Source organism: uncultured Nostoc sp. (assembly GCF_937863485.1).
In the GTDB taxonomy this organism is placed as follows: Bacteria; Cyanobacteriota; Cyanobacteriia; order Cyanobacteriales; family Nostocaceae; genus Nostoc.
In genome coordinates, this window is record NZ_CALMFY010000182.1 from 1 (window position 1) to 25,393 (window position 25,393).

At 41.2% G+C, this 25,393-nt stretch carries 30 protein-coding genes; 18 read left to right on the top strand and 12 right to left on the bottom strand.

Annotation, left to right across the window (positions count from 1 at the left end; translation table 11 throughout):
* Positions 1-284 precede the first annotated feature (284 nt).
* Positions 285-1,145, top strand: a complete 861-nt coding sequence (locus tag Q0541_RS23950; protein WP_298916463.1) for a protein kinase — start codon at positions 285-287, stop codon at positions 1,143-1,145.
* A 188-nt stretch (positions 1,146-1,333) separates the two neighbouring features.
* Here Q0541_RS23950 and Q0541_RS23955 read toward each other — a convergent pair whose 3' ends face one another.
* On the bottom strand, positions 1,334-1,531 hold the full coding sequence (locus Q0541_RS23955; RefSeq protein ID WP_298916466.1) for a DUF4926 domain-containing protein: 198 nt from the start codon (positions 1,529-1,531) through the stop codon (positions 1,334-1,336).
* Between the two features lie 64 nt (positions 1,532-1,595).
* Between Q0541_RS23955 and Q0541_RS23960 the strand changes: the two genes are divergently transcribed.
* From Q0541_RS23960 to Q0541_RS24005, 10 genes are all read left to right on the top strand, one after another.
* The gene (locus tag Q0541_RS23960) at positions 1,596-1,955 is read left to right on the top strand and encodes a CopG family transcriptional regulator (protein WP_298916469.1); all 360 of its coding nucleotides are present in this window, start codon (positions 1,596-1,598) and stop codon (positions 1,953-1,955) included.
* A complete protein-coding gene (locus Q0541_RS23965) occupies positions 1,952-2,353 on the top strand; it encodes a type II toxin-antitoxin system VapC family toxin (RefSeq protein ID WP_298916472.1) in 402 nt (133 codons plus the stop codon). The genes Q0541_RS23960 and Q0541_RS23965 overlap by 4 nt, the downstream gene beginning before the upstream one ends.
* A gap of 20 nt (positions 2,354-2,373) precedes the next feature.
* On the top strand, positions 2,374-2,601 hold the full coding sequence (locus tag Q0541_RS23970; protein ID WP_298916475.1) for a DNA-binding protein: 228 nt from the start codon (positions 2,374-2,376) through the stop codon (positions 2,599-2,601).
* Between the two features lie 5 nt (positions 2,602-2,606).
* Positions 2,607-2,858 (top strand): hypothetical protein, encoded by a 252-nt coding sequence (locus Q0541_RS23975; RefSeq protein ID WP_298916478.1) that lies wholly within the window; start codon positions 2,607-2,609, stop codon positions 2,856-2,858.
* Positions 2,859-3,109: 251 nt separating this feature from the next.
* Complete coding sequence (locus Q0541_RS23980) at positions 3,110-3,697, top strand: LemA family protein (RefSeq protein WP_298916481.1); 588 nt, start codon at positions 3,110-3,112, stop codon at positions 3,695-3,697.
* Between the two features lie 6 nt (positions 3,698-3,703).
* A complete protein-coding gene (locus Q0541_RS23985) occupies positions 3,704-3,895 on the top strand; it encodes a hypothetical protein (protein ID WP_298916484.1) in 192 nt (63 codons plus the stop codon).
* A gap of 1,088 nt (positions 3,896-4,983) precedes the next feature.
* Positions 4,984-5,703 carry a hypothetical protein gene (locus Q0541_RS23990; RefSeq protein WP_298916487.1) on the top strand — a complete coding sequence of 240 codons (720 nt, stop codon included), beginning with the start codon at positions 4,984-4,986 and terminating at the stop codon, positions 5,701-5,703.
* Between the two features lie 63 nt (positions 5,704-5,766).
* On the top strand, positions 5,767-5,910 hold the full coding sequence (locus Q0541_RS23995) for a hypothetical protein (RefSeq protein ID WP_298916490.1): 144 nt from the start codon (positions 5,767-5,769) through the stop codon (positions 5,908-5,910).
* Positions 5,885-6,652, top strand: coding sequence for a DUF1350 family protein (locus tag Q0541_RS24000; protein ID WP_298916493.1), 768 nt, complete (start codon positions 5,885-5,887; stop codon positions 6,650-6,652). Before Q0541_RS23995 ends, Q0541_RS24000 begins: the two co-directional genes overlap by 26 nt.
* Before the next feature lie 154 nt (positions 6,653-6,806).
* Positions 6,807-7,943 carry a SpoIIE family protein phosphatase gene (locus Q0541_RS24005; RefSeq protein ID WP_298916496.1) on the top strand — a complete coding sequence of 379 codons (1,137 nt, stop codon included), beginning with the start codon at positions 6,807-6,809 and terminating at the stop codon, positions 7,941-7,943.
* Here the strand turns inward: Q0541_RS24005 and Q0541_RS24010 are convergent, their stop codons facing one another.
* The 4 genes from Q0541_RS24010 to Q0541_RS24025 all read right to left on the bottom strand — a co-directional run bounded on the left by Q0541_RS24010 (position 7,944) and on the right by Q0541_RS24025 (position 11,005).
* Positions 7,944-8,270 carry an STAS domain-containing protein gene (locus Q0541_RS24010; RefSeq protein WP_298916499.1) on the bottom strand — a complete coding sequence of 109 codons (327 nt, stop codon included), beginning with the start codon at positions 8,268-8,270 and terminating at the stop codon, positions 7,944-7,946. It abuts the gene before it with no gap.
* Positions 8,271-9,284: 1,014 nt separating this feature from the next.
* A complete protein-coding gene (gene grpE / locus Q0541_RS24015; protein ID WP_298916502.1) occupies positions 9,285-9,950 on the bottom strand; it encodes a nucleotide exchange factor GrpE in 666 nt (221 codons plus the stop codon).
* 196 nt (positions 9,951-10,146) lie between these two features.
* Positions 10,147-10,638 (bottom strand): Dps family protein, encoded by a 492-nt coding sequence (locus Q0541_RS24020; RefSeq protein WP_298916505.1) that lies wholly within the window; start codon positions 10,636-10,638, stop codon positions 10,147-10,149.
* A gap of 103 nt (positions 10,639-10,741) precedes the next feature.
* The gene (locus tag Q0541_RS24025; protein ID WP_012410090.1) at positions 10,742-11,005 is read right to left on the bottom strand and encodes a ParB N-terminal domain-containing protein; all 264 of its coding nucleotides are present in this window, start codon (positions 11,003-11,005) and stop codon (positions 10,742-10,744) included.
* 280 nt (positions 11,006-11,285) lie between these two features.
* Between Q0541_RS24025 and Q0541_RS24030 the strand changes: the two genes are divergently transcribed.
* Positions 11,286-12,875: a SpoIID/LytB domain-containing protein gene (locus Q0541_RS24030; RefSeq protein WP_298916607.1), complete on the top strand. Its 1,590-nt coding sequence runs from the start codon at positions 11,286-11,288 to the stop codon at positions 12,873-12,875.
* Between the two features lie 223 nt (positions 12,876-13,098).
* Here the strand turns inward: Q0541_RS24030 and Q0541_RS24035 are convergent, their stop codons facing one another.
* Positions 13,099-13,398: a ferredoxin gene (locus Q0541_RS24035; RefSeq protein ID WP_273763405.1), complete on the bottom strand. Its 300-nt coding sequence runs from the start codon at positions 13,396-13,398 to the stop codon at positions 13,099-13,101.
* Positions 13,399-13,963: 565 nt separating this feature from the next.
* Between Q0541_RS24035 and Q0541_RS24040 the strand changes: the two genes are divergently transcribed.
* The 5 genes from Q0541_RS24040 (at position 13,964) to Q0541_RS24060 (ending at position 18,038) form a co-directional block, all read left to right on the top strand.
* Positions 13,964-14,980: a Gfo/Idh/MocA family oxidoreductase gene (locus Q0541_RS24040; RefSeq protein ID WP_298916517.1), complete on the top strand. Its 1,017-nt coding sequence runs from the start codon at positions 13,964-13,966 to the stop codon at positions 14,978-14,980.
* The gene (gene map, locus Q0541_RS24045; protein WP_298916520.1) at positions 14,980-15,765 is read left to right on the top strand and encodes a type I methionyl aminopeptidase; all 786 of its coding nucleotides are present in this window, start codon (positions 14,980-14,982) and stop codon (positions 15,763-15,765) included. The genes Q0541_RS24040 and map overlap by 1 nt, the downstream gene beginning before the upstream one ends.
* Positions 15,762-16,310, top strand: a complete 549-nt coding sequence (locus tag Q0541_RS24050; RefSeq protein WP_298916523.1) for a GNAT family N-acetyltransferase — start codon at positions 15,762-15,764, stop codon at positions 16,308-16,310. The genes map and Q0541_RS24050 overlap by 4 nt, the downstream gene beginning before the upstream one ends.
* A gap of 163 nt (positions 16,311-16,473) precedes the next feature.
* Positions 16,474-17,094, top strand: coding sequence for a Uma2 family endonuclease (locus Q0541_RS24055; RefSeq protein WP_298916526.1), 621 nt, complete (start codon positions 16,474-16,476; stop codon positions 17,092-17,094).
* A gap of 329 nt (positions 17,095-17,423) precedes the next feature.
* Entirely contained in the window at positions 17,424-18,038 is a 615-nt protein-coding gene (locus Q0541_RS24060; protein WP_298916529.1) for a Uma2 family endonuclease, read from the top strand.
* 20 nt (positions 18,039-18,058) lie between these two features.
* Here Q0541_RS24060 and Q0541_RS24065 read toward each other — a convergent pair whose 3' ends face one another.
* The 6 genes from Q0541_RS24065 to Q0541_RS24090 form a co-directional block, all read right to left on the bottom strand.
* Positions 18,059-19,411, bottom strand: coding sequence for a pentapeptide repeat-containing protein (locus tag Q0541_RS24065; RefSeq protein WP_298916532.1), 1,353 nt, complete (start codon positions 19,409-19,411; stop codon positions 18,059-18,061).
* Positions 19,412-19,582: 171 nt separating this feature from the next.
* Positions 19,583-21,025 carry a DUF3370 domain-containing protein gene (locus Q0541_RS24070; RefSeq protein ID WP_298916535.1) on the bottom strand — a complete coding sequence of 481 codons (1,443 nt, stop codon included), beginning with the start codon at positions 21,023-21,025 and terminating at the stop codon, positions 19,583-19,585.
* A gap of 91 nt (positions 21,026-21,116) precedes the next feature.
* Entirely contained in the window at positions 21,117-21,368 is a 252-nt protein-coding gene (locus Q0541_RS24075; RefSeq protein WP_298916538.1) for a hypothetical protein, read from the bottom strand.
* A 230-nt stretch (positions 21,369-21,598) separates the two neighbouring features.
* On the bottom strand, positions 21,599-22,819 hold the full coding sequence (chlP, locus tag Q0541_RS24080) for a geranylgeranyl reductase (protein ID WP_298916541.1): 1,221 nt from the start codon (positions 22,817-22,819) through the stop codon (positions 21,599-21,601).
* 205 nt (positions 22,820-23,024) lie between these two features.
* Entirely contained in the window at positions 23,025-23,666 is a 642-nt protein-coding gene (locus Q0541_RS24085) for a hypothetical protein (RefSeq protein ID WP_298916543.1), read from the bottom strand.
* A 106-nt stretch (positions 23,667-23,772) separates the two neighbouring features.
* Positions 23,773-24,201, bottom strand: a complete 429-nt coding sequence (locus Q0541_RS24090) for a hypothetical protein (protein WP_298916545.1) — start codon at positions 24,199-24,201, stop codon at positions 23,773-23,775.
* 156 nt (positions 24,202-24,357) lie between these two features.
* Between Q0541_RS24090 and Q0541_RS24095 the strand changes: the two genes are divergently transcribed.
* A complete protein-coding gene (locus tag Q0541_RS24095) occupies positions 24,358-25,374 on the top strand; it encodes a sulfate/molybdate ABC transporter ATP-binding protein (RefSeq protein WP_298916548.1) in 1,017 nt (338 codons plus the stop codon).
* Positions 25,375-25,393: the final 19 nt, after the last annotated feature.

Sequence of the window (25,393 nt, forward strand, 5' to 3'; positions counted from 1 at the left end):
TTAGAAGTTCAAAACTCGATTTAGAAGTTCAAAACTCGATTTAGAAGTTCAAAACTTGATTTACAAACAAATGTGACACATTCGCTTGCAAGCGTGGGAAAACTACGTCAGTGTTACTGAGTTGATGGCGTTTAATGGATTGACTGTGGAGGCTTGACGAAAGGTGCGATCGGGTTAGTGTATTAAGCTAGATAGATATAATGTATTATAATACCCCCGTCTCAGTGTTTTCCTGGTTGGGGGTTTGCTATTATGGGATTTTGATAATTAGGCTAAATACACAAGTGATTAATCCACCAAATTTTCAGCCACCAGAAGAAGGTCATTCTATTTATTACAATGGAATGCGATACTTGATTGGTGAAGTTATTAGTCAAGGATACCATGGAAAAGTATATAAATGTGAAGATGAGTGGGGCAATGAACTTGTCGCTAAAGTGCTTGTCCCTCGAAATCAAACATACGAAGAAGTTCGAGAACAGTGGCTAGAAGAACTAAACAAGCTATTGTTACTTCGCCATCAAAAGATTACCTTTGTATATGCTGCTTTTGAACATCGTAATACTTTTTATCTTATTATAGAACGCTGTCATTTTACACTCAATGACTTGCTTCAGTTACCAATTTCACAAGGAGAAGTTTGGCTACCACATGTTGCGCGAGAAGTATTACAAGGAATTGATTTTATACATAATGCAGGCTATGTTCACAAAGATATCCATCATGGAAATGTTTTTTTGTCATTGTTACAGGATAAAATGAATCCAAGTAATGATCCAATTTTTATGTTCAAAATTGGTGATTTAGGAATAACTAGATTAGAGAAAGATATCGACGTATTTAATACAATACTTGCAGAATGGATGTTACCGCCAGAATATCTGGCTCCAGCAAAATATGGACTAATTGGAAAACAGGTAGATATATACCATACAGGGTTATTACTATTAAGTTTACTTCTTGGTGAAATTCCACAATTTACTTGTGAAGAAATCTTGGATGGAAAGCCCCGCCAAATAGCAGAGAGTCTTTCTTCGCCGTATAGTACAGCAATAGCAAGATCATTGCGTAGACGTCTTGAATTCCGAACTCAATCAGCCCTCGATTTTTGGCGTGAAATATCAGAGGCAAGCAAATTACAGTAGTAAATAATAATTTGTATAAGTAAGCAATTTTTCTGGATTGAAACTTGCGTAGACAGGTTTTGTTCTTGTAGGTGCGACTTCAGTCGTCCGGCACTCAAAAATACAAGTTTAACAAGTGCGATCGCACTATTGCTTTAGAGTAAATACATGTAATGATCACATTAATTCATCAGCCGCGATCGCGCAATTTATCTTCTACCAATCGGACGTACTTGTATGCTGTGGAGTGAAACAATTGCCACAGTCTTGCCATCTAATGTGACAAATTCAACCTCATATCCTTTGCCACCCTGATGTACTAAAACAACTGTACCTATATCACCCTCTTCTAAACTATATTCTGCGATATCACTAGTCAGAATAACCCTATCAAGTTCTTGAATCATCGCTATCAATCTTACAGCTTCAGTCAACTATAATATACTTAATATTTTACACAAGGATGGAACCATGACTAACACTCAAAAGATGGTTCGCTTCAACTTAGATTTGTCACCTGAACTAAATCAGATACTAGACGAACTAGCAGAGAAAATAGGCGTAAGTAAAAGTGATGTTCTGCGTCAGGCTATAACCTTGATGCAAATTATGGTTATAGCTAAAGAAGAAACCAAAAAATTAGGAGTTACAGAAGCAAATCAATTGATAGTGAATGAAATCATTCTCTCATCTGAACAGCAGCCAAAACCGCATCCACTAGACACGTTTATGGAAAGGCTTGGCCCTTGGGAAGATGAACGTACTGCTGAGGAAATAGTCAAAGATATTTATGATAGCCGTACTATTTCTAACAATGACATTAGTCTATGACTTATTTACTTGATACCGATACTTGCATTTATTGGATTAAAGATATTAATTTAGTCAGAACTAAAGTTAGAGAAATAGGATGGGAGCAAATTTGTATTTGCAGTATCACGGTTGCTGAGTTGTATTTCGGTGCTTATAACTCTCAACGAGTAATGGAAAATTTAAATCGTGCAGAAGAATTTATTCAAAACTTACCCGTCGTACCTTTAACTGATCCTGCTCTCAGAAAGTATGGTGAATTAAAGGCAGAACTCCGTAGACTTGGACAAACAATTGCTGAGTTTGATTTACTAATTGCTAGTGTTGCAGTTGCAGAAAATTACACTTTAGTCACAAACAATACTCGTCATTACAGCCGGATTTCTAATTTACAGTTGGAAAACTGGATTTCACCTTAAAAATATTAAATAAAATAGAAATGACTGCACAAGGACAAAATCAACGAATTAAAATAAATTTAGATTTATCGCCAGAAGTTTATGAGACACTAAACAATCTGGCACAACAGATTAATGGAGATAATACTGAGGTGTTGCTAAAAGCGATCGCACTCTTAGAAGTAGCCGTAGAAGCCAAGCAAAAAGGCAAGCATATTTGGATTGTAGATGATAACCAAAATCTTGAAACTGAAATTATTGGTATCTAAACAGCATGACAGATAGAACAGATTTATCAAAAATAATTGCCAGCAAAGGCGATAACCCACTAATTATCTCAACTGTAAACTTGCAGTCACAAGAAGACTTAGAAGTGGAGCGAAAACTACGAGAATTCAAATTTAAACAAGAACTAAGAAAAGATTGGATTTTATTTATTGTCAGGGATGTAGTAATTTTTCCTGCTGCCATCCTTTTTATTTTTGCTGTCAGCGGTTATTCCCTATTCACCCAGATTTATAGGTAACTTATCTAATAATATATAACAATTTTATCTGAGCCGTGAAAATCGCAAGGTTTAGATCCCCAATTTCGTAAAAGTTGTCGGGGATCTCGTGCAGTGTCAGTAAATTTGCGTAACTAATTTTACAGACGACGAAGGCAACTTGCTAAAAGTAGACTCATCTTTATATCCAGACAAATTTTGCTGGATATAAAGATTACCGTGATTGGTTAATCTGCAAAAAAGTAAGTACCTGATGAGAATAATCTAAAAATATGGGGCTTTTAATATTTTCTGTTGTTTTAGTTACTATGATTGCTGTAATTATCATTGATGGCTACAACGATTTGGTCAACTATCGCAACCGTTACAAAAATGCTTATTCTCAAATCGATGTTCAATTACAGCGCCGCTATGACTTAATTCCCAACTTAGTGGAAACTGCCAAAGGGTACATGAAACATGAGCGAGAAACCATAGAAGCAGTTATTACCGCCCGGAATTCTGCAATGAATGTTAGCAGTCGTGCCGTGCAAAATCCCGGTGATCCCCGAGCAATGCAGCAGTTGGGTAATGCTGAAGGGGCGCTGACGGGTGCGTTAAGTCGCTTGATGGTACTTTCGGAATCTTATCCAGAATTCAAAGCCGATCGCGCCATGAGCCAAGTAATGGAGGAATTATCTTCCATCGAAAACCGGATTGCTTTTGCACGTCAGGCTTTTAATGATGCGGTGACACTTTACAACACCAAGAGTGAATCTTTCCCTACCAATTTGGTAACCAATACTTTTAACTTTACTGCTGCCGAATTACTGCCAGAAGCCATTCCTGAAATGAAAACTGCTCCCCACGTCTCTTTTTAGGTATTTATGAATTTCTTTGAACATCAGGATAAAGCACACCGAAATACGCAACAGTTAATCGGGTTATTTGCCCTGTCGATCGCAGTCATGATTATTGCGATTTATATTGCTACCTTGTTTCTGTTCCGTATGGCTCCTCATATTTGCTGGCATCCAGGATTATTTCTCTACGTGGCTGGAATTACAATAATTGCGTAGGCGTAGCCCGTCGTAGACATCGCTCTAGCAAGTATATATAAAATTTTTCGTCTCCGGGCGGGGGAAAAGCAATTGCTCTTTTGTGTTGCAGTTAATACTGTGGCATCGTCTCCGACCTAGTAGAAATTTTCTGTCGGCTACAACGGTATAATTTACCTTCATAGAACAGATTTGGCCAGATAGTCTCTTAGTTATATCCGTAATTACACGTGTCAGACAGTCCCAACCCGATGCGTCCAGTGAAAATATAACCTATGTTTTTCGTTCTGGAGTTTTTCGATTTCCCAAAGCCGGAAAGCTAAAAAAACCACACACGCCATTTATCTGTAATTTCACTGAACTAAAGAAGAGTATTGAGCGCCTCCGCCTTGCCAGTCCCAAACTCAAGCAAGCTATTGTTGATGCCTACGCCCACACAGTATTATTAGATAACAAAGTTACAGATTCAGAAGCAGATTTACTAAGAGCGATCGCCATGACGCTAGACTGTCCCATCCCCCCATTTTTAAATTCTCAATGTGGCGTTTCAAAACAGAAACAATCTTATCCAAAGCGAAGTTAATGTAATAAGTGAGACGCGATTATTTATAAATCAACAAAAAAGTCTGTTTTTGCAGACTTTTATATTATTATTTCTTCTAGTTGCAAATAACTGTTTACCACGACAATAACCTGTTGCATTTTCATCACATTTACAAGCAATTGATTTATTTTTGTTCTCCTTACTGTTATATAGCAGTCCTAAATGATTTATGAACTTTTCTGTTTCTCCTCTTGGCGCTTTTCTCTACGAGACGCTGCGCGTTGGCGTTGGCAAAGCCTCTCCAAGAGTTGGCGGCTTCTGTGCGAGACCCTGCGCGTTGGCAAAGCCTCTCCAAGAGTTGGCGGTTCGATAGTTTTCACAACTCAAATAAGATTGCTATAGTACAAATAGTTCTCTTAGCAAAAGAGTATCATACTGTACAAAAAATTTTGATATTGCCTAGAAATATTAACTTGCTTAAAAAAGTTTAGACAAAATGCCAGCATTCCAGAAATTTGATTGCTATATTAGATTAAATAACTATTCTGGCAAGGATTAAAAAGCAGTGCGGGATGATTTACAGGGCTTGGAAATTAGTCAGGATGAACTGCAAAAGCTGACTAATTTACCTGTCAATGATCAACTTTTAATCATTACAAAACCTCTGCAAAAATTAGCAAAACTATACATCCAAAAAATTAAAAGTTCGGAAGGAGCAACTGTAATTTTTATTGGGTTTGCTACATTTGTATTTGGCTATCTTTTCTTTGATATAATTATAAAAGTATTTTTATCATGGATAACAATTCCATCTTGGATAGTATTAATTATCTTAGGTCTTTGGGTTGGCGGTCTTACGCAAACTATCTTATATTTAATCTGGAAAAGTAAAAGTAAAGTTGTCAAACTAAACATGACAAATTCTCTGCAAATCCTGTTAAATGATGTTGAAAGATATAATAGTGTTATTAGAGCAATAGATATTAATGACCAAATAGAAGAAGCTGGTAATCCAGAAGTACTTATAAAAGAAAGAGAGAATGTTCTGGCAGCGCTTAAGCTCACCAAAGCCGATTTAGTTCGCGCTTTGAAAACAGAAAAGATTTTGAGAGAAAATAAGAGCTTTATCCTTAGTAATACAGAGCTATTCGTCAACAATTTAGCAACTTTAACAGCCATGCAAGTAAATGAACAGGCTACTGAGCATGGAAGGTTACTCAATGAAGCATTACAGATTGCATTAGATGTGCAACACGAAATGAAAAGATTACAGACTCAGCGTTAAAACCAATACTCAGGGCGACCGTGCGTAACAGAAGTGAGTTGGAGAATGCGTAGATGCTGCTGGGTGGGTTGGTTTCCAATCTCTTTGCCAGATATGCTCAATGGCTTTTTAGATAATCCTTCCCACGGTTGCGATCCCCGGTCTAACATAAAGAATATTCCTAAAGCGATCGCTCATTGGCATGGACTGGAAAGAAATCAGAGGTAACTGGGTAATCATTCCCCGAAATCCCATAGGGATCATCCATTTTTTAGGAGGTGCATTTGTCGCCACTGCACCGCACATCACTTATCGCTGGTTACTCGAACAACTTGCGAGTAAAGGTTATGTTGTAATTGCTACGCCTTTCGTTAATACATTGGATCATACTGCGATCGCAAAATCCGTGCTGTTAAACTTTGACCGCACCCTCGAACGCTTACATGATTCTGGGGCATTATGCAAGCTTTACTTTCCCATCTACGGCGTTGGACACAGTATGGGCTGCAAACTTCACTTACTGATTGGTAGCCTCTTTCAAGTAGAACGTGCAGGCAATATTTTAATATCCTTCAACAACTACGCCGCTAAAGAAGCTATCCCCTTAGTAGAACAATTCAATTCTACTTTGAAAATCGAGTTTACCCCTTCACCGTTGGAAACCAATAAGCTTGTCCAAGAGCGTTACAATATCCGGCGCAATTTATTAATAAAATTTAGCAATGACACCATTGATCAATCAGCAGCTTTAACCAAAATCCTACAAGAACGTTTTGATGAGATGGTGACAGCACAAACCTTACCAGGAACTCACACAACACCTCTAGGTCAAGACATTAAATGGCAAACTGGAACATCTTTCAGCCCCTTTGATGCCTTAGGGCAATGGTTCAAGCAAGAAGCATACCGCGATTTAAACCAGCTAAAAAGTTCCATCCTCTTGTGGGTGAATCCTCTTGCCCCCCCATAATGTTTTATGACGTTAAAAAGTCATAAATTCGACGGAAAAATATAAATGAGTTAGTAGTATATCTATATAGATACTACTAGCTTATTAGCCGATACCATATTTTTATTTTCTATTTTAACAGCAAGTTTTTAATGAGTGTTTCCTACAACTTTCTATGTTTCAAATACTAATAATTGATGATGACTATTCAATAAAAATACTTCTGAAAAGGATGTTGGAAAAACAGGGTTATGAAGTAGTTACTGCCAGTAGCGGCGAGGAAGGAATAGAAAAGGCACTAGCTTACCGTCCAGCACTAATTATTTGTGATTGGATCATGCCAGGGTTGACTGGATTGGAAGTTTGCCACCGCATTAAGGCAGACCCCAAATTTTATACCACATTCTTTATTTTATTAACATCCTTAGATTCCGTTGCCGATTGCGTCAAAGGTCTAGATGCTGGTGCTGATGATTTTATCTCCAAACCTATTGAGCACAATGAATTACAAGCACGGGTAAGAGCGGGATTACGCCTGCATCAGTTGAGTAGAGATTTGCAGGCTCAAAAGTTGCTTTTAGAATCAGAAATGTCAGAAGCCGCAGAATATGTGCGATCGCTACTGCCTCTTTCTATGACGGAACCCTTCAATATAAATTTCCGATTCATTCCCTCGCGGCAACTCGGCGGTGATTGCTTCGATTACTATTGGCTCGATGCTGATTATTTGGCAATTTACTTACTCGATACTGCCGGACATGGACTCAAAGCTACTCTTCCCTCTGTTTCAGTCCTAAATCTGCTGCGTTCCCGTGCGCTCAAAAGTCTGAATTACCATCAACCTAGTGATGTATTAAAGGCTTTGAATGATACCTTTCAGATGAATTATCAAAATGACAAATACTTTACGATTTGGTATGGAGTTTACAACCGAATCAACCGCCAGTTAATTTATGCTAGTGCAGGTCATCCACCAGCAGTTTTAGTAACCGGTACATCTCCCAGGAAGTCTGAAGTTAAACTTTTAAAAACCCCCGGTATGCCAGTTGGCATGTTTCCAGAGGCAAAATATGTTGATGGGTTTTGCAATATTGAAAAATTCAGTACCCTTTATATTTTTAGTGATGGCGCTTATGAAATAAATAAATCAGATGGCATACTTTGGAGTTTGGATGCTTTTATTCAGCTACTGGTTAGTCTGCAAGATCCTGTTGACTGCCAACTCGAGCGCATACTGAGTTATTTAATCGCTCTGAACTCCAAAGATGCTTTTGATGATGATTTATCTATTTTGCAAATGAAGTTTGATTAATTACGTATTGGAGACTAAAACCTGATTAAATGCGTCTTGACTGGGGAATATTTCAAATACTTTATCCATATTAGTCAGTTCAAATAATATCCTGACTTGCTCACTAATTGAGCAAAGAACAAGCTTACTATCTGCTGCTCGCAGGGTTTTGAAAGCTAAGACTAAAGCTCCCAAACCTGAACTATCCATAAATGTTACATCTTTAAAATCAACTAACACAATTTTCGCACCAGTTTCTAGAATATTAGTGATATTTTGTCGAAAGTCTTGTGAAGTTGTGGCGTTTAAATTACCAGTGAGCTTAATAACTTTTACTTCTTCTCTCATAATTATGTCACGCTGATTTGTGTAAATGATGCTCTTATTTCGCTATTATATAACATTCAAAAATGCTTGTGAAATAAAAGCTAAGATTACATATTGAGTAATCATTGATAATTAATCATCATAGATAAAGATTAATTATAAATATTTTAATCTGATTTTTTTGAAATTACAAAAAACATATTATTAACTAAGTATAGCTTTGCTACTAGTAACAGACCAATTAGAAATAAACCAGGTAAGTGAGTCGGCACGATAAAAATTATATATGTTTAGTTTTGTAAAAATGTTGGAATGAGCGATTTATAAGCTGTTTGCTGCTTTGATGTTTCGTCACAGATGTTGATTTTTAACGCCAACTTGCTTGCATCTGATTAATGTAGGTATATACTGATCTACAACCTGAAGTTACTGCTTTTCAGATTATTTACCAAATATTTTTGCAAAACTGAGATTCTCGAATAAACCTCATGATGATAGCCGTAATTAAACAATTCAAAATTCAAGGGGTTGCAGCGATAGTGCAGCTAAACCGAGTCTAGCAGCGGCGTTCCTCTACCTGGATACTGGGTGGTAAGTATAGATTATTCTCCAATTTGGCGACGGATCTGCATCACCCACCAAATTTTCTCAGTCTCTAGCCCCCAATTCAGCACTATAAGCAAAAATACTATGAAAATTACTCAACTATCGGGGTTTCACATCAGAATCATTAGTACATATAACCATCTCTTGACTACTGAGTATTTATGATAGTAACTAGGATCTACATTTATTTATGTCCAATTACTTACATAATTGAAATAATTTACCTCTGGACTACCGCTCTAGAGCCAAAAATCTCGCTTTCAACAGCGCCAAGCAAGCTCAAACGCACACCAACGCTCTAACAGAAGTTCTCAGAGGTCATTGCCTCGGCTATTTTAGTATTCCCAATATCTCTGATTTATCAACAAATAACACAAAAAGTAAAGAGTTATGAATTTCTAACCCCTTACTAACTAATTTTTAACTCCCTCAAACAGCACTGACTTTGGCTCTATAAAGCAGCTTTTCACCTTGAAGGTAGCCAGTGTAGCGCACCTTAACTTTTTCTCCAGGTTGTGCTGTACCCTCCATCAATTGGTGCAGTTGGGGGTCATAAGGTAATTCTGCTCCCACGGGTGCGATCGCTTCCACTCCCCACGCCTGTAAAAGCTTTTCCAGGGGTTTCTGCACCAACGGTACTATTTTAACTGCTGCTAGCTGGGGATTTTCTTGCGCTTTCTGTGCTGCGGTTGGCCATTGCAATAATAAAGACTCTAGCAGTTGCAAACTCGACTGCTGGAGTTCTTGTAGTAATATCTCTTGCTGTTGTTCTATTTGTTGCTGCGAGCGATCGTACTCTGTTCTTAAATCTGCAATCTCTTGTAACAATTCCTGAGTAGGCGCTGTTTTCTCTTGTAATAACTTTACGGTTGAAAAAGTTGTGACTAATTCACTCAATGGCATCTGTAGCACTGGCGACAGCTTGAGCAGCACTTCTACCCGCATCTGCTCTAGCTTTCCTTGGCGTAACCGCAAAAGTTGACGCTCTGAGACACCAGCAGCGCGACTCAGCGCTTTAAAACTAGAAATACCCACCTGTTGCATTAAATCTTGCAACTTTTGGGTATTGGGTATTAGGCATTGGGTATTAGGCATTGGCCAAACAGGGTATTAGGTATTAGGCATTGGGGAGCCAGTGCGTTGGGCGGGCAATGCCCTACTTATACCCCTACGGGGATCTTGCTAGCAAGAGCGTCTCCTGTATTGAGAAGCAACTGGCGTCATCGGGCATTGGCGATTAAGTTTTTTCTTTATTCTCTATTCCCTATTCCCTATGCCCTATGCCCCATTCCTATTCTTCCAGTAAACTTCTCAACATCCAAGCTGTCTTTTCATGTACTTGCATCCGCTGAGTCAATAAATCGGCAGTAGGTTCGTCGTTAACTTCCTCTACCACGGGGAAAATAGACCGTGCAGTTCTGACTACGGCTTCTTGTCCTTCCACTAATAAGCGAATCATCTCCACAGCTTTAGGAACTCCGGGAGTTTCTGGAATCGAACTCAGTTTGGCATATTCGCTGTAGGTTCCTGGTGCGGGATAGCCAAGCGCTCTAATTCTCTCGGCTATTAAATCAACTGCTAAGGCTAATTCTGTATACTGGGTCTCAAACATCAAATGCAATGTTTGGAACATCGGCCCGGTTACATTCCAATGGAAGTTATGAGTTTTCAGATACAGTGTATAAGTGTCAGCCAACAGGCGAGATAAACCCTCGGCAATTTTAGCCCTACTTGGCTCGTCAATGCCGATATTTACATTTTTGACTGTTACTTTCGATGACATAATTTTTTCCTAATTAGGTTATATGTAATTGGGGATTGGATATTGGGCATTGGCAAGAAAATTAAATCTCCATGCCCCATGCCCCTGCCCCAAACTCAAGTCTCTATGCCAAGTGCATCTTCAAAACGCTGCGGGGTGCTTTACGGACTCTGGCTAAAACGGTTTCTTTGCCTAAACGCTGGCAAGCTTCATACCGATGGCAACCAGAAAAGCCATAATATTGTCCATCTACTTCTAGGACATCAATAGGTTCTTGCTGCCCAATCTCCGCAATCGATTCCATTAAGGCTTGTACTTTATTTGGATCGTTTGCACGGGGCAACGGCCTTTTTATCTGATTCAATGGAATTTCTTGGACTCTAACCATAAGAAGTTTATCCAACTAGTTCTGTTTTGTGTCTCTAAATAAATCATAGTCATTATGACTTTGTTTTGCAACTAGTATTTGGGGCAAAACTGGTAATGGTATCATTGGAGCACTCATGCGACAAAAAGACCGTGCTACAAAGCAATTGGAAAATCAGCTCCAACGCCGTATTAAGGGGCAGAAGACACTCGTGACGCTCGGTGACTCGCTAAAGCTGCGCTATCGCCTTTGGCGTCTCTCTTTGGGAGAAGACTCGCTATCGCTTCGCTATCAGGTAGCCATGAAATTTTCGTTTTGGCGTTTTTCCCACACTGTGCTGACAACATTTTGTCTATTGGGACTGACTGCTGCATCAGGCCCTGAGAGCAACATCCAGGGTATGGAACTGAAAATAGGGATTGTGCAGCGATTTGGCTCACAACCCACAGCCAAGCTGCAACTGGAACCCACAAAAGGCGATCGCTTAAAGCTAAAATTTCTTGCAGGCAACAAGCAGCAAATACTGGTTACCAATAAACCTGTAAAGCTGGAAACAGTCATGCAAGCTTTACCCCAGTCAGCAGTTGAAGAAGTGGTAGTTTTAGGCACATACCGTACCTTTGAAACTGCGGAAGACAGTGCTAATAAATGGCGTTCTCAGGGAATGGAAGTGGAAATAGCCCAGCCAGAACGCTGGCAGGTTTGGGCGAAACGAGATGTTTATAGCACTCCTTTACTGCGACGCTTGTTATTGCAGAACATCCAAGCTTCTACCAAACAAAAAGTATATCTTGATACTAAGATTATTAAACAAGTGCCGCGAGCTAGTTGGGTGGTAGATGGTAAACGCTATAGCCCAAATGATTTGGAAATCAGTACTGATAAAAACTTGATTCGGGTGAATAAAAGCGAAAAACAAGAGTTTGCTCGTCTTTATGCTGGACGACTGAATTTGCAGCCAAATGCATACGGCACATACACTCTAGTTAACCAAGTACCCTTAGAAACTTATTTGCGTGGCGTTCTGCCTTACGAAATAGGTACAGATGCACCAACAGCAGCGCTGGAAGCCCAAGCAATTATCGCCCGGACTTATGCCTTGAGAAATTTACGCAGGTTTGTTGCAGATAACTATCAGTTGTGTGCTGATACTCATTGCCAAGTTTATTATGGGCTGAATGGAGCTGCTGCCAAAACAGACCGAGCGATCGCTTCCACCAGAGGTAAGGTAGTAACTTATAAAAACGAACTAGTAGATGCCCTGTATTCTTCCACTACTGGTGGTGTTACCGCCTCCTTCAGCGATGTCTGGAATGGCGATGATCGTCCCTATCTGCGCCCTGTACTAGATGCTGCGACTAATTTTTGGAACTTGTCTAAGCAGAGTTTGGCAGATGAAAATAACTTCCAGAAATTTATTAATATCCAACAAGGATTTAATGAAAGCAAGTGGGATATGTTTCGTTGGCACAAGGAAACCCCTTTAAAGGATATTATCAAGGACTTGCAGAAATTTTTGCAGGTGAAAAACAGTCCCTATGCCAAATTTAAGACAATTCAGGCTATGGCAGTAGTGAAGCGAAGCCAGAGTGGACGCATCCTTGAACTCGCAGTTAAAACCGATAACAGCACCTTTATTCTCCACAAAGACGAAGTTCGCAGTGCCTTTGCTGCTCCTATGAGTACGCTATTTTATATAGAACCTCTGAATAAAGGCAAACCAGAACTGTGGGGATACGCTTTTATTGGTGGTGGATTAGGACATGGAGTCGGCTTGAGTCAAACTGGCGCTCAAAATTTAGCAAAACTAGGTTGGTCGAGTCCAAAAATTCTCCAATTCTATTATCCTGGTACTCAGATTAAAATTCTTAGTAAAGAAATTAAGCTTTAACAAAAGAGGCCAGAGGCAGTCGCAGAGGGGAAACTCCATACTGAAAAATTAAGCAGGAACACAGAAAATTTGTGTTCCTACTTAACACGAAATTAGGCTTTTTGTCAAAGTCGTTTTAAGAGGTACACACGGCATTGAAAGGGTGTTGACCCTAGATGCCCTGCTTCTATTTTGTCAACATGATTAACTCTTGCAAGAGGTTTATTGTTGAGGTGTCTAACTCTTAATAGAGTTCTTCTTCTTTGTGAGTTTCGATTGTCACGTCAGAGGTTGGGTAAGCGACACAGGTTAGTACATACCCAGCTTCTATTTGATCGTCATCTAAGAATGACTGGTCACCCTGATCAACGGTACCCTTTAGGAGTTTACCTGCACAGGTCGAGCAAGCACCAGCGCGGCAAGAGTAGGGCAGGTCAAGACCAGCTTCTTCAGCAGCGTCTAGAATATAGGTGTCGTCCTCAACGTCAAGTGTTTTGTTCAGCCCTTCGGACTCGTTGATTAGTGTCACTTTAAAAGTAGCCATTGAATAATCCTCTCTTTTGGAAACGGCAGTATAAGTTATTCTAAGGCAAAGGTCACGGCTGTTCCGTGGGATTAGCCGCTAGTTTAAATTTGCTTCAATTCTGATACTACGAGAAAAATTAAACGATGTAACTGGAAATTGAACCCGATTAGTAATGAAATTTAGTTGCTTAATCCAGATAAGTTTTATTTATAGATTTACTGCCCTAGTCAGCTTGTGATTAACAAAAACTATCTTATATGAAATAAACATCATTAAAATTAATGTTTAATTAAGTGTGTGATTATCATAAAAATTTATTTTTGTCAAGATAATGCTCAAGAAATTTGGGTAAGTTGGTAATCAAAAAATTCCTGCAACAACTCCGAAAATTTAAGTGCATTCTGTGCTTCTGTGCGAGACGCTGTTCGCGTTCGCTATCGCCCTAAGAATTATCCAATTAGATTTTTTAATCACCTGATTTTTTGCCTTAGGCGCTTGGAAAGAGTGCCTTTGTTTTACGGGAATGAAAAAAGAATCCTACCACTAGAAGTGTGGGAGGATCGAAAATAGAACTAGGAGGATCATGTATAATTCAGAAGCAGCTTTGGAAAAAGCAAGAGTGCGTGTAGGTTTGGTAGGTACTGGGTATGCGGCAAAGTTTCGCGCTGAGGCATTGCTCCATGATGAGCGATCGCAGTTAATAGCAGTTGTTGGTCATACCGCAGAAAAAACAGAAACTTTTGCCAAAGAGTACCAGATTGAAACGTTGAGTTCTTGGCAAGAGCTAGTAGAGCGGGAAGATATAGATTTAGTAATAATTTCCACTATTAATCGAGATCATGGGGCGATCGCTCGTGCAGCACTTACCAACGGCAAACATCTGATTGTAGAGTATCCTCTTTCGTTGGATGTAGTAGAAGCTGAGGAACTGATTGCCTTAGCCAAAGCACAACAAAAACTCCTGCACGTTGAACACCTGGAACTTTTGGGTGGTTTGCATCAAGCCTTGAAGCAAAACTTAGCCAAAATTGGTGAGGTGTTTTATGTTCGCTACAGCACCATTAACCCCCAGAATCCTGCACCCCGCAAATGGACTTATAACCACGAGTTGTTCGGTTTTCCCTTAATTGGTGCCCTGTCTCGCCTACATCGTCTCATCGATTTATTTGGTAAAGTATTTACTGTTAACTGTCACCAGCGATATTGGGAAATAGAACCGGAATACTACCAAACCTGTTTCTGCACTAGCGAACTGTGCTTTAACAGTGGACTTTTAGGCCAAGTAGTCTATGGCAAAGGTGAAAATCTTTGGCAATCAGAACGCAAGTTTGAAGTTCACGGTGAAAAAGGTGGTTTAATTTTTGATGGCGACACAGGATTGTTTATCCAGCCAGAGGAAACAACATCTATAGAGGTTGGCCCTCGGCGCGGTTTGTTCGCCAAAGACACCAGTATGGTATTAGACCATCTTTTTGATGGCACTCCTTTGTACGTTACCCCAGAGGAGAGCTTGTATACCCTAAAGGTTGCTGATGCTGCCCAAAGATCTGCACAGACAGGGTTAACTGTGTTTATGAAAGATACTTTAGATAAAAGTTAATGAAAACCGAACTAATTGTTATTTTATCCCAACGAGAATTAGACAAAATGCGTCAAGCTGGGCGTTTAGCAGCTAAACTTCTTCAGCATCTAGAACCGTTCGTGAAGCCAGGGGTTAGCACCCTTGAACTAAATGATGAAGCCGAACGTTGGACACAAGCTCATGGAGCAAAAAGCGCACCTCTTGGTTATAAAGGTTATCCAAAATCGATTTGCACCAGTGTAAATGAGGTAATCTGTCACGGCATTCCCAATGCCAAGCAAATTCTCAAAGAAGGTGACATTATTAATATTGATGTGACACCGATTGTTGAGGGTTATCACGGTGATACATCGAAGACATTTTTCGTCGGTACTCCTTCGCCAAAAACGAGAAAGCTGGTTGAAGTGACAGAGGAATGTTTACGCCTGGGTATTGCTGAAGTTAAACCTGGGGGACGCATTGGCGACATTGGTGCAGCTATTCAAGAGTATGCTGAAGGACAAGGCTTTTCTGTAGTGCGAGATTTCGTTGGACACGGCATCAGTAACATTTTCCATACTGCACCGGATGTTCCCCACTATGGCACACGCGGCAAGGGCAAGCGCCTCAGACCAGGGATGGTTTTTACGATTGAGCCAATGATTAATGAAGGCACTTACGAAGTCGAGGTTCTGGGCGATAAGTGGACTGCGGTAACGCGCGATCGCAAGCTTTCTGCTCAATGTGAGCATACCTTAGCTGTAACTGAAGATGGCGTTGAAATCCTCACTCTACCTGAAGGTGAGAATTACTGGGCTGTATGACAACATACTATGAAAAAATTCCTTTCATTTGGGAACAACCAAAGCCAGTAGTCCAAATCTCTGAAAGACTTATATTTCGTTCGCTCAACGATGTCAGTATAGAAGATTTTACTGCTGCCGTCAGCTGTGCTATCAGTTCATCATTAGACCGAAGCGATCAAAAGACAGTTAGAGAATTGGGAGCAGATGAGGCGGCGGCAAAGTTAATGGCACAAGTCAGCAATGACTTTGATTATGAACCACAATGGTGGCAACTTGGCTATAACAATATAGGTGAACTAGTCGGGTTTATCCAACCAGTAATATATCGCGGATGTCGTAAAGAGAATCTGGAAGAAGGCACAATCTACTATATTGGTGTTGTCCCCAAGCAGCGAGGGAAGCGTTACATTTACGACCTTCTGTGCCAAGGCACCCATGTTCTGCAAAAAATTGGTGTTTGGCAGATATTTTGTGATACAGATGTCCTCAATGCACCAATGATTAGAGCCTTTCAAGATGTCGGTTATCGCCAGTTTGCTTCACCTTGGCAACGCCCTCTATAGAGGCTGCCGTAAGTTAAATTTAAAAATCTAAAGTAGAGAATTAATTCTCAGAAAACTTTTCCGAATTCAATTTTTTCTTTTTATTTTTGCCTGATCAAAAGTAGTTAAAATAATTAGAGCAGCAATACCTGCTCTAGTTCTGAACCTGGAAGGACAAATCTCTATGGTCTCAGCCACTATTAATACAGGTACTCTTAACTGTGAGGCATTCGTTGCTGGATATCTGGATGATGTCCGCTACGAGTTAATCGACGGAGAACTAATCGACTTGGAACCCACTGGACTTCATGAACAGGTAACTGGGTTAATTAATCGTAAGCTCAACGTAGCAATTGATCTGCTCAACTTGCCTTGGTTTATTCCCATGAAATGCCTAATTAAACCATTAGGTCAAAATTCAGCCTTTAGACCCGATGTTGTGATTCTTGATCAGACGGGTTTGGCGAATAAGCCATTATGGAAAACTGAGCCAGTGATTACACTAGGCAAGTCTGTTAAATTGGTCGTGGAGGTTGTCAGTACTAATTGGCAGAATGACTATGCCCGGAAAGTGGAAGACTACGAAGCCTTAGGTATTGGGGAGTATTGGATCGCAGATTATCTAGGGCTAGGAGGCAAACGCTACATCGGCTCATCCAAACAACCTGTAATCACGATTTATCAGTTAGTCGATGGAACTTATCAAGGACAACAGTTTAGGGGAACAGAACGCCTCATCTCCCAAACATTTCCAGACCTGAATTTGACCGCAGAACAGATATTTGTCGCGGGTCACTATAGTTAGAGGATGTTTGAAAAGTCGTAAAGTAGGCAAAAACCCCGCTTCCATTCCTCTCCCCGTTGGCGTCAGCCTGCCGTTAGGCAAGCGGAGAGAGGCTTTGAAACGCCTATTCCCTTGTAGGGAAGGCTTGCTCGGTGGGTTAGATTTCTGAGGTTTTAATGTTAGCAATAATACTTTTCAAACATCCTCTTAAAGATTGAGGAACATGTGGCGCTATTTGGGGATAAATATTTACACTTATTAAAGGTAAGAAAAAACAAAAGTGCAAATTTTGTCAACTAAAAATCAACATTTATTGCACGATCAAGTAAAACATATATGGAGGTAAGATTATGACCCAAGCGTTGCCCAAATTACTAACCTTTAATGAATTTATCGAATGGTATCCCAACGATGGAAAACGCTATGAGTTGCACAAAGGAGTAATTATTGAAATGCCGCCTCCAACCGGTTCGCATGAAAAAGTTGTCGGATTTATAGCCCGTAAGTTAACTGTCGAGTTCGATCGCCTGAACCTTCCCTACACTATACCCAAAACCGCATTAGTCAAAACTCCTTCTGCTGAATCCACTTATTCGCCTGATGTGTTGCTGCTAAATCTTGATAATCTCAATAATGAACCGCTTTTTCAAAAACAGTCAACAGTAAGCCAGGCAGCATCGGTTCCAATAGTTATTGAAGTTGTTTCCACTAACTGGCGAGATGATTACTACAATAAACTTAGGGATTATGAAGAGATGGGTATTCCTGAATATTGGATCGCTGATTATGCTGCATTGGGTGGAAGAAAGTTCATTGGCAATCCCAAACAACCCACTATTTTTGTATGCGAATTAGTTGATGGTGAATATCAAATGACACCGTTTCAAGATAATACAGCGATTTCATCACCTACCTTTCCCCAATTAAATTTAACTGCACAGCAGATTTTTAATGCGGCTAACTAATTTTTTATCTAGTCTTATAACTATCTTCCCAACTTATTCGGAATACCTTCACAACCGCCGGGAATAGTACCTCTAGTTTTTTCGCCACCCCAAGTGCAACAGTAGTTACGTGCAGACTCAGATATCCGCTGCACATTGCTGAAATCGGCATTTTCCACCACAGCGCCAGTTTGTTCGCCGGTTTCATAATCTGGTGCTTGGGTGCGACTGCGGGGTGATGCTTTATCTACTACACCATAGAATAAGCGAATCCCGTTGATGTCAGCACCACTGAGATTAGCATTATATAAAATTGTGCGAGAAAGATTGGCTTTTACTAAGTCACAACCGACCAAATTAGCGCGGACAAGATTAGCTTCGCTCAGGTCAGTCCAACGCAAATCAGTACCAGAAAGGTCTGCTGCGGCTAGCATGACGCCTAAATCGATGACACGCACACCTTCCAGGCGGTCTTCTGCATATCCGCCAGTCCCGTCGAGAATGGCTCGACCTAATAGCCGATCGCGTTTTAGGGGTGAGAGCAACTTGGAACGTGAGAGAAAGCGGAGAATTTTCGCTTTACCACTGCCATCGACACTACTTAAAATTGCCGCAGTCCGTCCTTCAGCGATCGCTCTCTCTTGGGGCCAATCTTCTAATAATCCTTCTTCATCTAATACTAAGTCTGAAACGCCTTGGAAATACGAATCAATTGTCTGTTGCTGGGTGATAATATTTTGCTGAACTGTGAGCAGGTTTTGCTGAATTGTCAAGTCTTTGGAAATTACATATTGTCGCCACGCCACGTAAACAGCAATGACGGCGATGAGAATTTGCCCCAAAGCGCCAAACCAGTCTGCTAGGGTTCCAGCAATGTCCCAGTCAATCTGGTGTCCCCAAAGCAGTAAGCGATCGCCCACACCTGTAAACTTGATCAAGCCGATAATGGCTACTATCAGTCCCAAAAAGGCAACAAACAGGGTGCGTTCTTCGGGTGAAAACCACTCATCTAAGGCTTTTTGCAACCAAGGCAATAGTATCGCTAGGGATAACAGCAAAGTTATCAGTGTTCCAACAATGCCGATGAGCCAGTTATTCAGGATAACTCCAATAAAAGTAACAGCGATCGCTATTAGAGTAATTAGCAATGCCCTCGGCTTAACAGTGAATTGCTTGGTAGTGGGTTGTTGGAGGTCAGAACGGGCTAGTTGAAGAGCAGTTGTATATTGCGGAGATTTCAAAAATGCGATCGCCGCTTGGGCTTGTTGTGTCGCTAGTGTTTCTGAGGTTAGGTTCTTCTCAGTTGTACCACCGTCAAAGTCATCTGGTTGCAAGTCGTTTTCCGGGACTGGTTCTGGGGTTGGTAGATTAGAGGAATCGGATTCAATCGTCATGTTTTCTATTTTGCCCCAGCACATTTAGTTCAACATCTGTTTTATCAGAAATTGCACTAAAGCCAAAACGAAAAGCCTGTATTCTATGCAGATGAGAAATGCTAAATTTAACAGTTTTCAATTGTGTGTACTTCACGCAATTTCTAAGGGAACCACAGCAGATCATCTGTATTAACTTAACGGAGAAACTCGCGCTGGTAAACGTTTTTCGAGAAACTTTTTTGTTCCCATTTGCCCTCTGCCTGATGTTTGGTTTACAGTTTGAATTGTCAGCATTTGAGGGGGGGCAGCATCAGGTGGGTAGAGAAAATCCACTTCTACCATTCGCCGCTGGCCAGGAGATATTTTTAATTGAGCAAGCGGTTCTCCCATCTGTCCCTCTTGTTGAACTAAATGCCAGTATTGGGTTCTGGGTAAGCCATTATCGTCATTGTAGCGAATACGAACTGTGCCTCGGAATAAGACGGATGATTGGGGTGGTGAAGAAAAGCGAAGCCCTGGTTTACTTAACTCATCTTCTTTGATAGGTGTTTGGAAAAGCACATTTATAGTTTGCGGCTTATCCGTATTGTTGATTAATGGTAGAGAGATGTTGTATTCAATACCATAGTTGCCGTGAGCTTCGTAAGCAGTACCAGGATAACGCGCTACTAGTTTAGCAGTTTGGTTTTGTCCAGTACCCATTTTGCCTGCTAAAAGGGTACTTAAACCGTAGGAAAAAGCTTGTCCTGATTCAGGAATTGTCAGGTATGAACTATTAGAGTCGGTAACTAGTGCTTGCCAACGAGAGCCAACAGCTACCCCCGCTACCCGTCCGTAAATTTCTGTTGCCCCTGCAAGGTGATTTGGAGGACTGGGGGCAGGTTCACGGGGTCCTGCAAAATCACCATTTTCTAACAAGTTCTCCCATTCTTCTAAAGTGGGCGCTCGTTCACTACCATCGGGATTGGGTTTAGCAAACATGGCCAGGTTCGCCAGATAAACTGGACTATCACTATACAAATGCAACAAAGTAGAACGTCCATTCAATGGCGGTGTTAAAGTCCGCACTGGAATTGGATGATTCATTAACATCCGGCTTTGTTTTGCTGGAATTACCAACTGAGCTGGCCATCCTGACTGCCGTCTGACTCGTAGGACATCATTCATGACGCGATCGCCAGGCCCAGCATAAATGTTTCCCGAATTATTTTCTTGCATGGGGGGAAGTTTGATAAAAGGTGCATCAGGTTGACTAACATAACTAGCTGCTTGCAATATGTTGACAGTTGTAGGGCGATCGCTTGGATTGTAAACAATTACCCCCAAATAAAGAGTCCGCAAATCATTTGGAGTCTCAATTGCTCTAGCAATATGGTGAGAAAATAAATCAAATCGTCCCTGAAATGGAAAGTTCAAGTGGGCGCTGGGCACTCTTTTGCCTTGAGGAGGAAATGTAGACAGCAGAATTCCTTCACTCTTAACTACTTCTGGGTTATTACTGTTAAATACTGGTACTTTGTCAAGATGTCCTGTTAAAGGTCTTGTTTGTTGGGGAACGAAGATTTCCTGCGGTGCAGGTGCAAAAGAAGGCGATGCTTGAGCCAAAAACAAATAGGAAATAAGATTAAGCATTTATTCAAAAAGCAATTTATCGCTGAAGTTAAGAATACAGCATACCTAAATTGTCCTGACAGCGACCGCTAGACCTGTGGCTCACCTGACTTTAACAGCCGGGAGCGATCGCTTTATTATGCTTACTTCTTCGTCGAGGTGAATGAGTATTCGTTTTAGGGGTAATACCCTGCAATGCCAACGCATCGACTGACAATGCCAACGTATCGACTGACAATGCCAACGTATCGCCTGACAATGCCAATGCATCGCCTGACAATGCCAACGCATCGCCTGACAGTGCCAATGCATCGCCTGACAATGCCAATGCATCGCCTGACAATGCCAATGCGTCCCCTTGCATTAAAAACGCTACGATTTTACACAAAGCTGTACTAAGCTGTCGCGCCTACAAGTTGCACTTTTTGGACACCGTAACTCTTGATAAATCAAGAATGCTTTGCAAAAGTAAAGACGCGACAGCTTATCAAATGATAAAAATATATATTGTGGGGTGGGCATCTTGCCCGCCCTGATTCATGAGCGTGCAGAATGTCCACCCCACAAAAGTAATTTCCAGTCCTTTGCACGCAATTAAGGTGCAAGGGCATTACCCCGAATTAGACTACCAATAGTTTTGGCAGTAATTTTCAGTTGGGTGATGGGATTAGCTGGGACAACCGTCTTATACAGATAGCTATCGAATGTTAGCCGTTGGACATCGAGGTCATCGCACATTTCTACAAACGCCTCGCGGGTGGCGTTGGAACGATAGAACACAGTTTGCAGAATGTCCAGCACTTTGTAAGTGAGTCCGTATCTTTTATCCCAACGCTTCAGATAAACCTTGAGGTCATTTTCTGTAGGAATACGGCTACCACTGTTAGACGCTTCTACAATGGTTTCGGCACACATCCGCCCAGATTTAGCGGCAAAATAAATACCTTCACCAGAGGACTTGGTAACGTAACCAGCAGCATCTCCCACCAAAGCGATGCGACCAACAACACGACGGGGACGGGGATGTTCAGGAATGGGGTGGGCTTCTACTTTGATGATTTTACCGCCTGCGAGTTTCTCGGAAGCACGGGCGCGGATACCAGCTTGTAACTGTTTGATGCTGGCTTTATTAACCTGCATTGTGCCAGTACCGACAGCTACGTGGTCATATTTGGGGAAAACCCAAGCGTAGAAGTCAGTAGAAACGTCATCGCCGACATACATTTCGGCGAGGTCGTTATAGTAGGCCATTTTGTCTTCGGGTAAGCGAATTCGCTCTTGGAAAGCGATCGCATAATTGTAATCCCCAGCGTCCATTTCTTTGGCAACGCGGGAATTAGCCCCATCCGCCCCAATAATTAGATCCACCTTCAGGGTTTTGGCAATACCCTGTGATATACCTTCTGTATGCTCAACGTAATGAATGGTATAGGGGTCAGTATTGTTTCCTGGTATATCAAGTTTATGAACAGTGGCATTTATTAAATTTGCGCCTACTTTTGCCGCCCGATCCCGCAAAAAGCCATCCAGCACTTCCCGGCGGCACATTCCTATATATTCTTCTTCATTTACCAGATTGATATCAACCTCGCGATTGGAAGGCGAAATCATTTTCATCTTCCGTACCCGGCGATCGATAATCTCTGGTGGTAAGTCAAATTCACTCACCATACAGAGGGGAATTGCACCCCCGCAAGGCTTTGCATTGTCTAGCTTCCGCTCAAACAAGTAGGTTTCAATCCCAGAGGCTGCCAGTGTTTCTGCGGCAGATGAACCAGCAGGGCCTGACCCAATAACAGCAACCCGTAGTGTCAAAGGTCTTTCTCCCAATCTTCACATTTACCGAGAGCATACTACCACGGTCTTTCTAGTGATTTGGCGCTTTACCTTCAGGTTTCTCCTGAAATGCAATATTCCTTAATGTTTCGATACGAAAAGCGAGATGGGGAATGGAGAATTTGGTTAGTGGAAGATTTACAGGTATAATTTTTGTAACCCAGCCCAATTACTACCCTTAGTATTAATCGTTGTAAGGTTGTGGATCGAGAATCTCTATATCACCAGGTGATACTTCCCTCAGTCCACCAGTTGGATATAAGTCTTCTGGATTTAGAATTTCAACGATTATTTTAGAACCCTGACTACCTAATTGATATCCACCAAAAACTGCATATTCACCTGTATTCTTGATTTTTAAAATTAACTTGTAAACTTGCCCTGAAGTCCTAACAGCTTTGTACTCTTCACCTAACATCTGTTTCTCCTTATTCAAAAGCTCTTTGAGCAATCTTGCAGCCTGAACATTACCTTTTGGTAAAAATTTTGGTAACCAGTATGAAGCTTTACGTACTTCCTGAGGATGTTCTGATAACTTGTCAGATAGGATGGCCATAAAACGTCGGAAGCCAAGACGCGGGAGTAAATACTTTACCCAAAGTTCTACTTCACTAGCATTTGCTTCTGCTACTCCTCGCTCAAGCAGAATCTCAAAGTATCTTTTATTCTTCAGTATGGCATTAGCTAACTTTAGACCGATGACAGAATCTCGATCTAAGATAGCGTTGATCTCATCGAACTGAGCTTCTTCTGGTAAACTCATCAGCTTCTTTTGTAAAGATTTATGGTCTTCAAAATCTTTATCAGTAATAAATCGGCTAACCATATTCTTTATACCTATTAATATCTGATAATATTTATGATCCGATTTAATTACACCCCAATGTTACCAAATGCCATCTTCTATCTATCATGGGAGAGGCTGTTGTGTCTTAATCATTACCAGTGATTAAATTGAGACTAATTAGACTTTTGAATTGACCTGGCTGAAAAAGTTCTTGAGGTAGTAAATCTGCGTTACTCATCGATTCAGCACCAGGTCGATAATGTCCAGATTCATTAGTCCACTTGCGGAGGATTCCTCTATTAGTGCGTCCTGAAAAGTAAAGCCGACCAGCGTATTTTACATCCTCTCCCTTTGCTAAATCTATATGACCAATTGCTCTATCTGCAACCCTAGCGCTGGCTCTACGAATAAATACTATTCCTTCTAGAGTGACAATAAAATTATAGACTCCTGATGCGGTGCGTTCTTCGCCTTTGTATCTAACCTCTCGCCATTTTCCTTGCTTAAGAACAAGCCGCGATCTTTGGATGATTCTTGGCGAGTCTTTGGGAAACAGGTTAGGGAATTTCTTCAACCCCAAGGCTCCTCACACTTTGCTCATCATTGTAGCTTCCTTGATCGCGGTAGCTGCGGTAGCTAAATCTTGTTCATCTATAAATAATTATGTATGGTATATGTAAGACACAGTAATCCTAGCAAGGATCTGTAGATTTAGTTGCAGAGGTAGAGTGTGGGCATAGTAGTTGAGAACGTCTCCAAACAATTCGGGAGTTTCAAGGCAGTTGATCAGGTCAGTCTGGAAATTAAAAGTGGTTCGCTAGTTGCGTTGCTCGGGCCATCGGGATCAGGTAAATCTACGCTACTACGGTTAATTTCAGGTTTAGAAATGCCAGATAGCGGCAAAATCCTGCTTACCGGTAAGGACGCTACATACCAAAGCGTGCAACAGCGGAATATTGGCTTTGTGTTTCAGCACTATGCTCTATTCAAGCATCTGACCGTCAGGCAGAATATTGCCTTTGGCTTGGAAATTCGCAAGGCACAGCCAAAGAGGATTAAGGGAAGGGTAGAACAGTTACTAGAATTGGTGCAATTGACTGGACTAGGCGATCGCTATCCATCACAACTTTCTGGTGGTCAAAGACAACGGGTAGCATTAGCAAGGGCATTGGCAGTGGAACCAGAAGTATTACTGCTAGATGAACCCTTTGGCGCACTTGATGCTAAAGTTCGCAAAGACTTACGGGCATGGTTACGCCGCCTCCATGATGAAGTTCATGTTACCACGGTTTTCGTCACCCACGACCAAGAGGAAGCAATGGAAGTCTCCGATGAAGTTGTGGTCATGAATAAAGGGCGTGTGGAACAGGTGGGGACACCAGCAGAAATTTACGATAATCCTGCCACCGCATTTGTAATGAGCTTCATTGGCCCAGTGAATGTATTACCTAGCACCTCGAAGATTTTTCAAAGTAGCGGGTTTGATACGCCACACCCACAAGTATTTTTGCGCCCGCAAGATGTGATTTTGGAAAAAGTTGCCAACGGTACCACTACACCTGCGACAGTGAGCCGGTTGGTACATTTGGGTTGGGAAATTCAGGTGGAATTAACTTTCGATGATGGACAAGTAGTGACGGCGCATTTAACACGCGATCGCTTTAATGACTTAGAGTTAGAAGCCAAACAGCGAGTGTATGTGAAGCCAAAGGATGCGAAGTCTTTTCCACTGTCTTATTCAATTTAATTGACAATATGTAAGTATT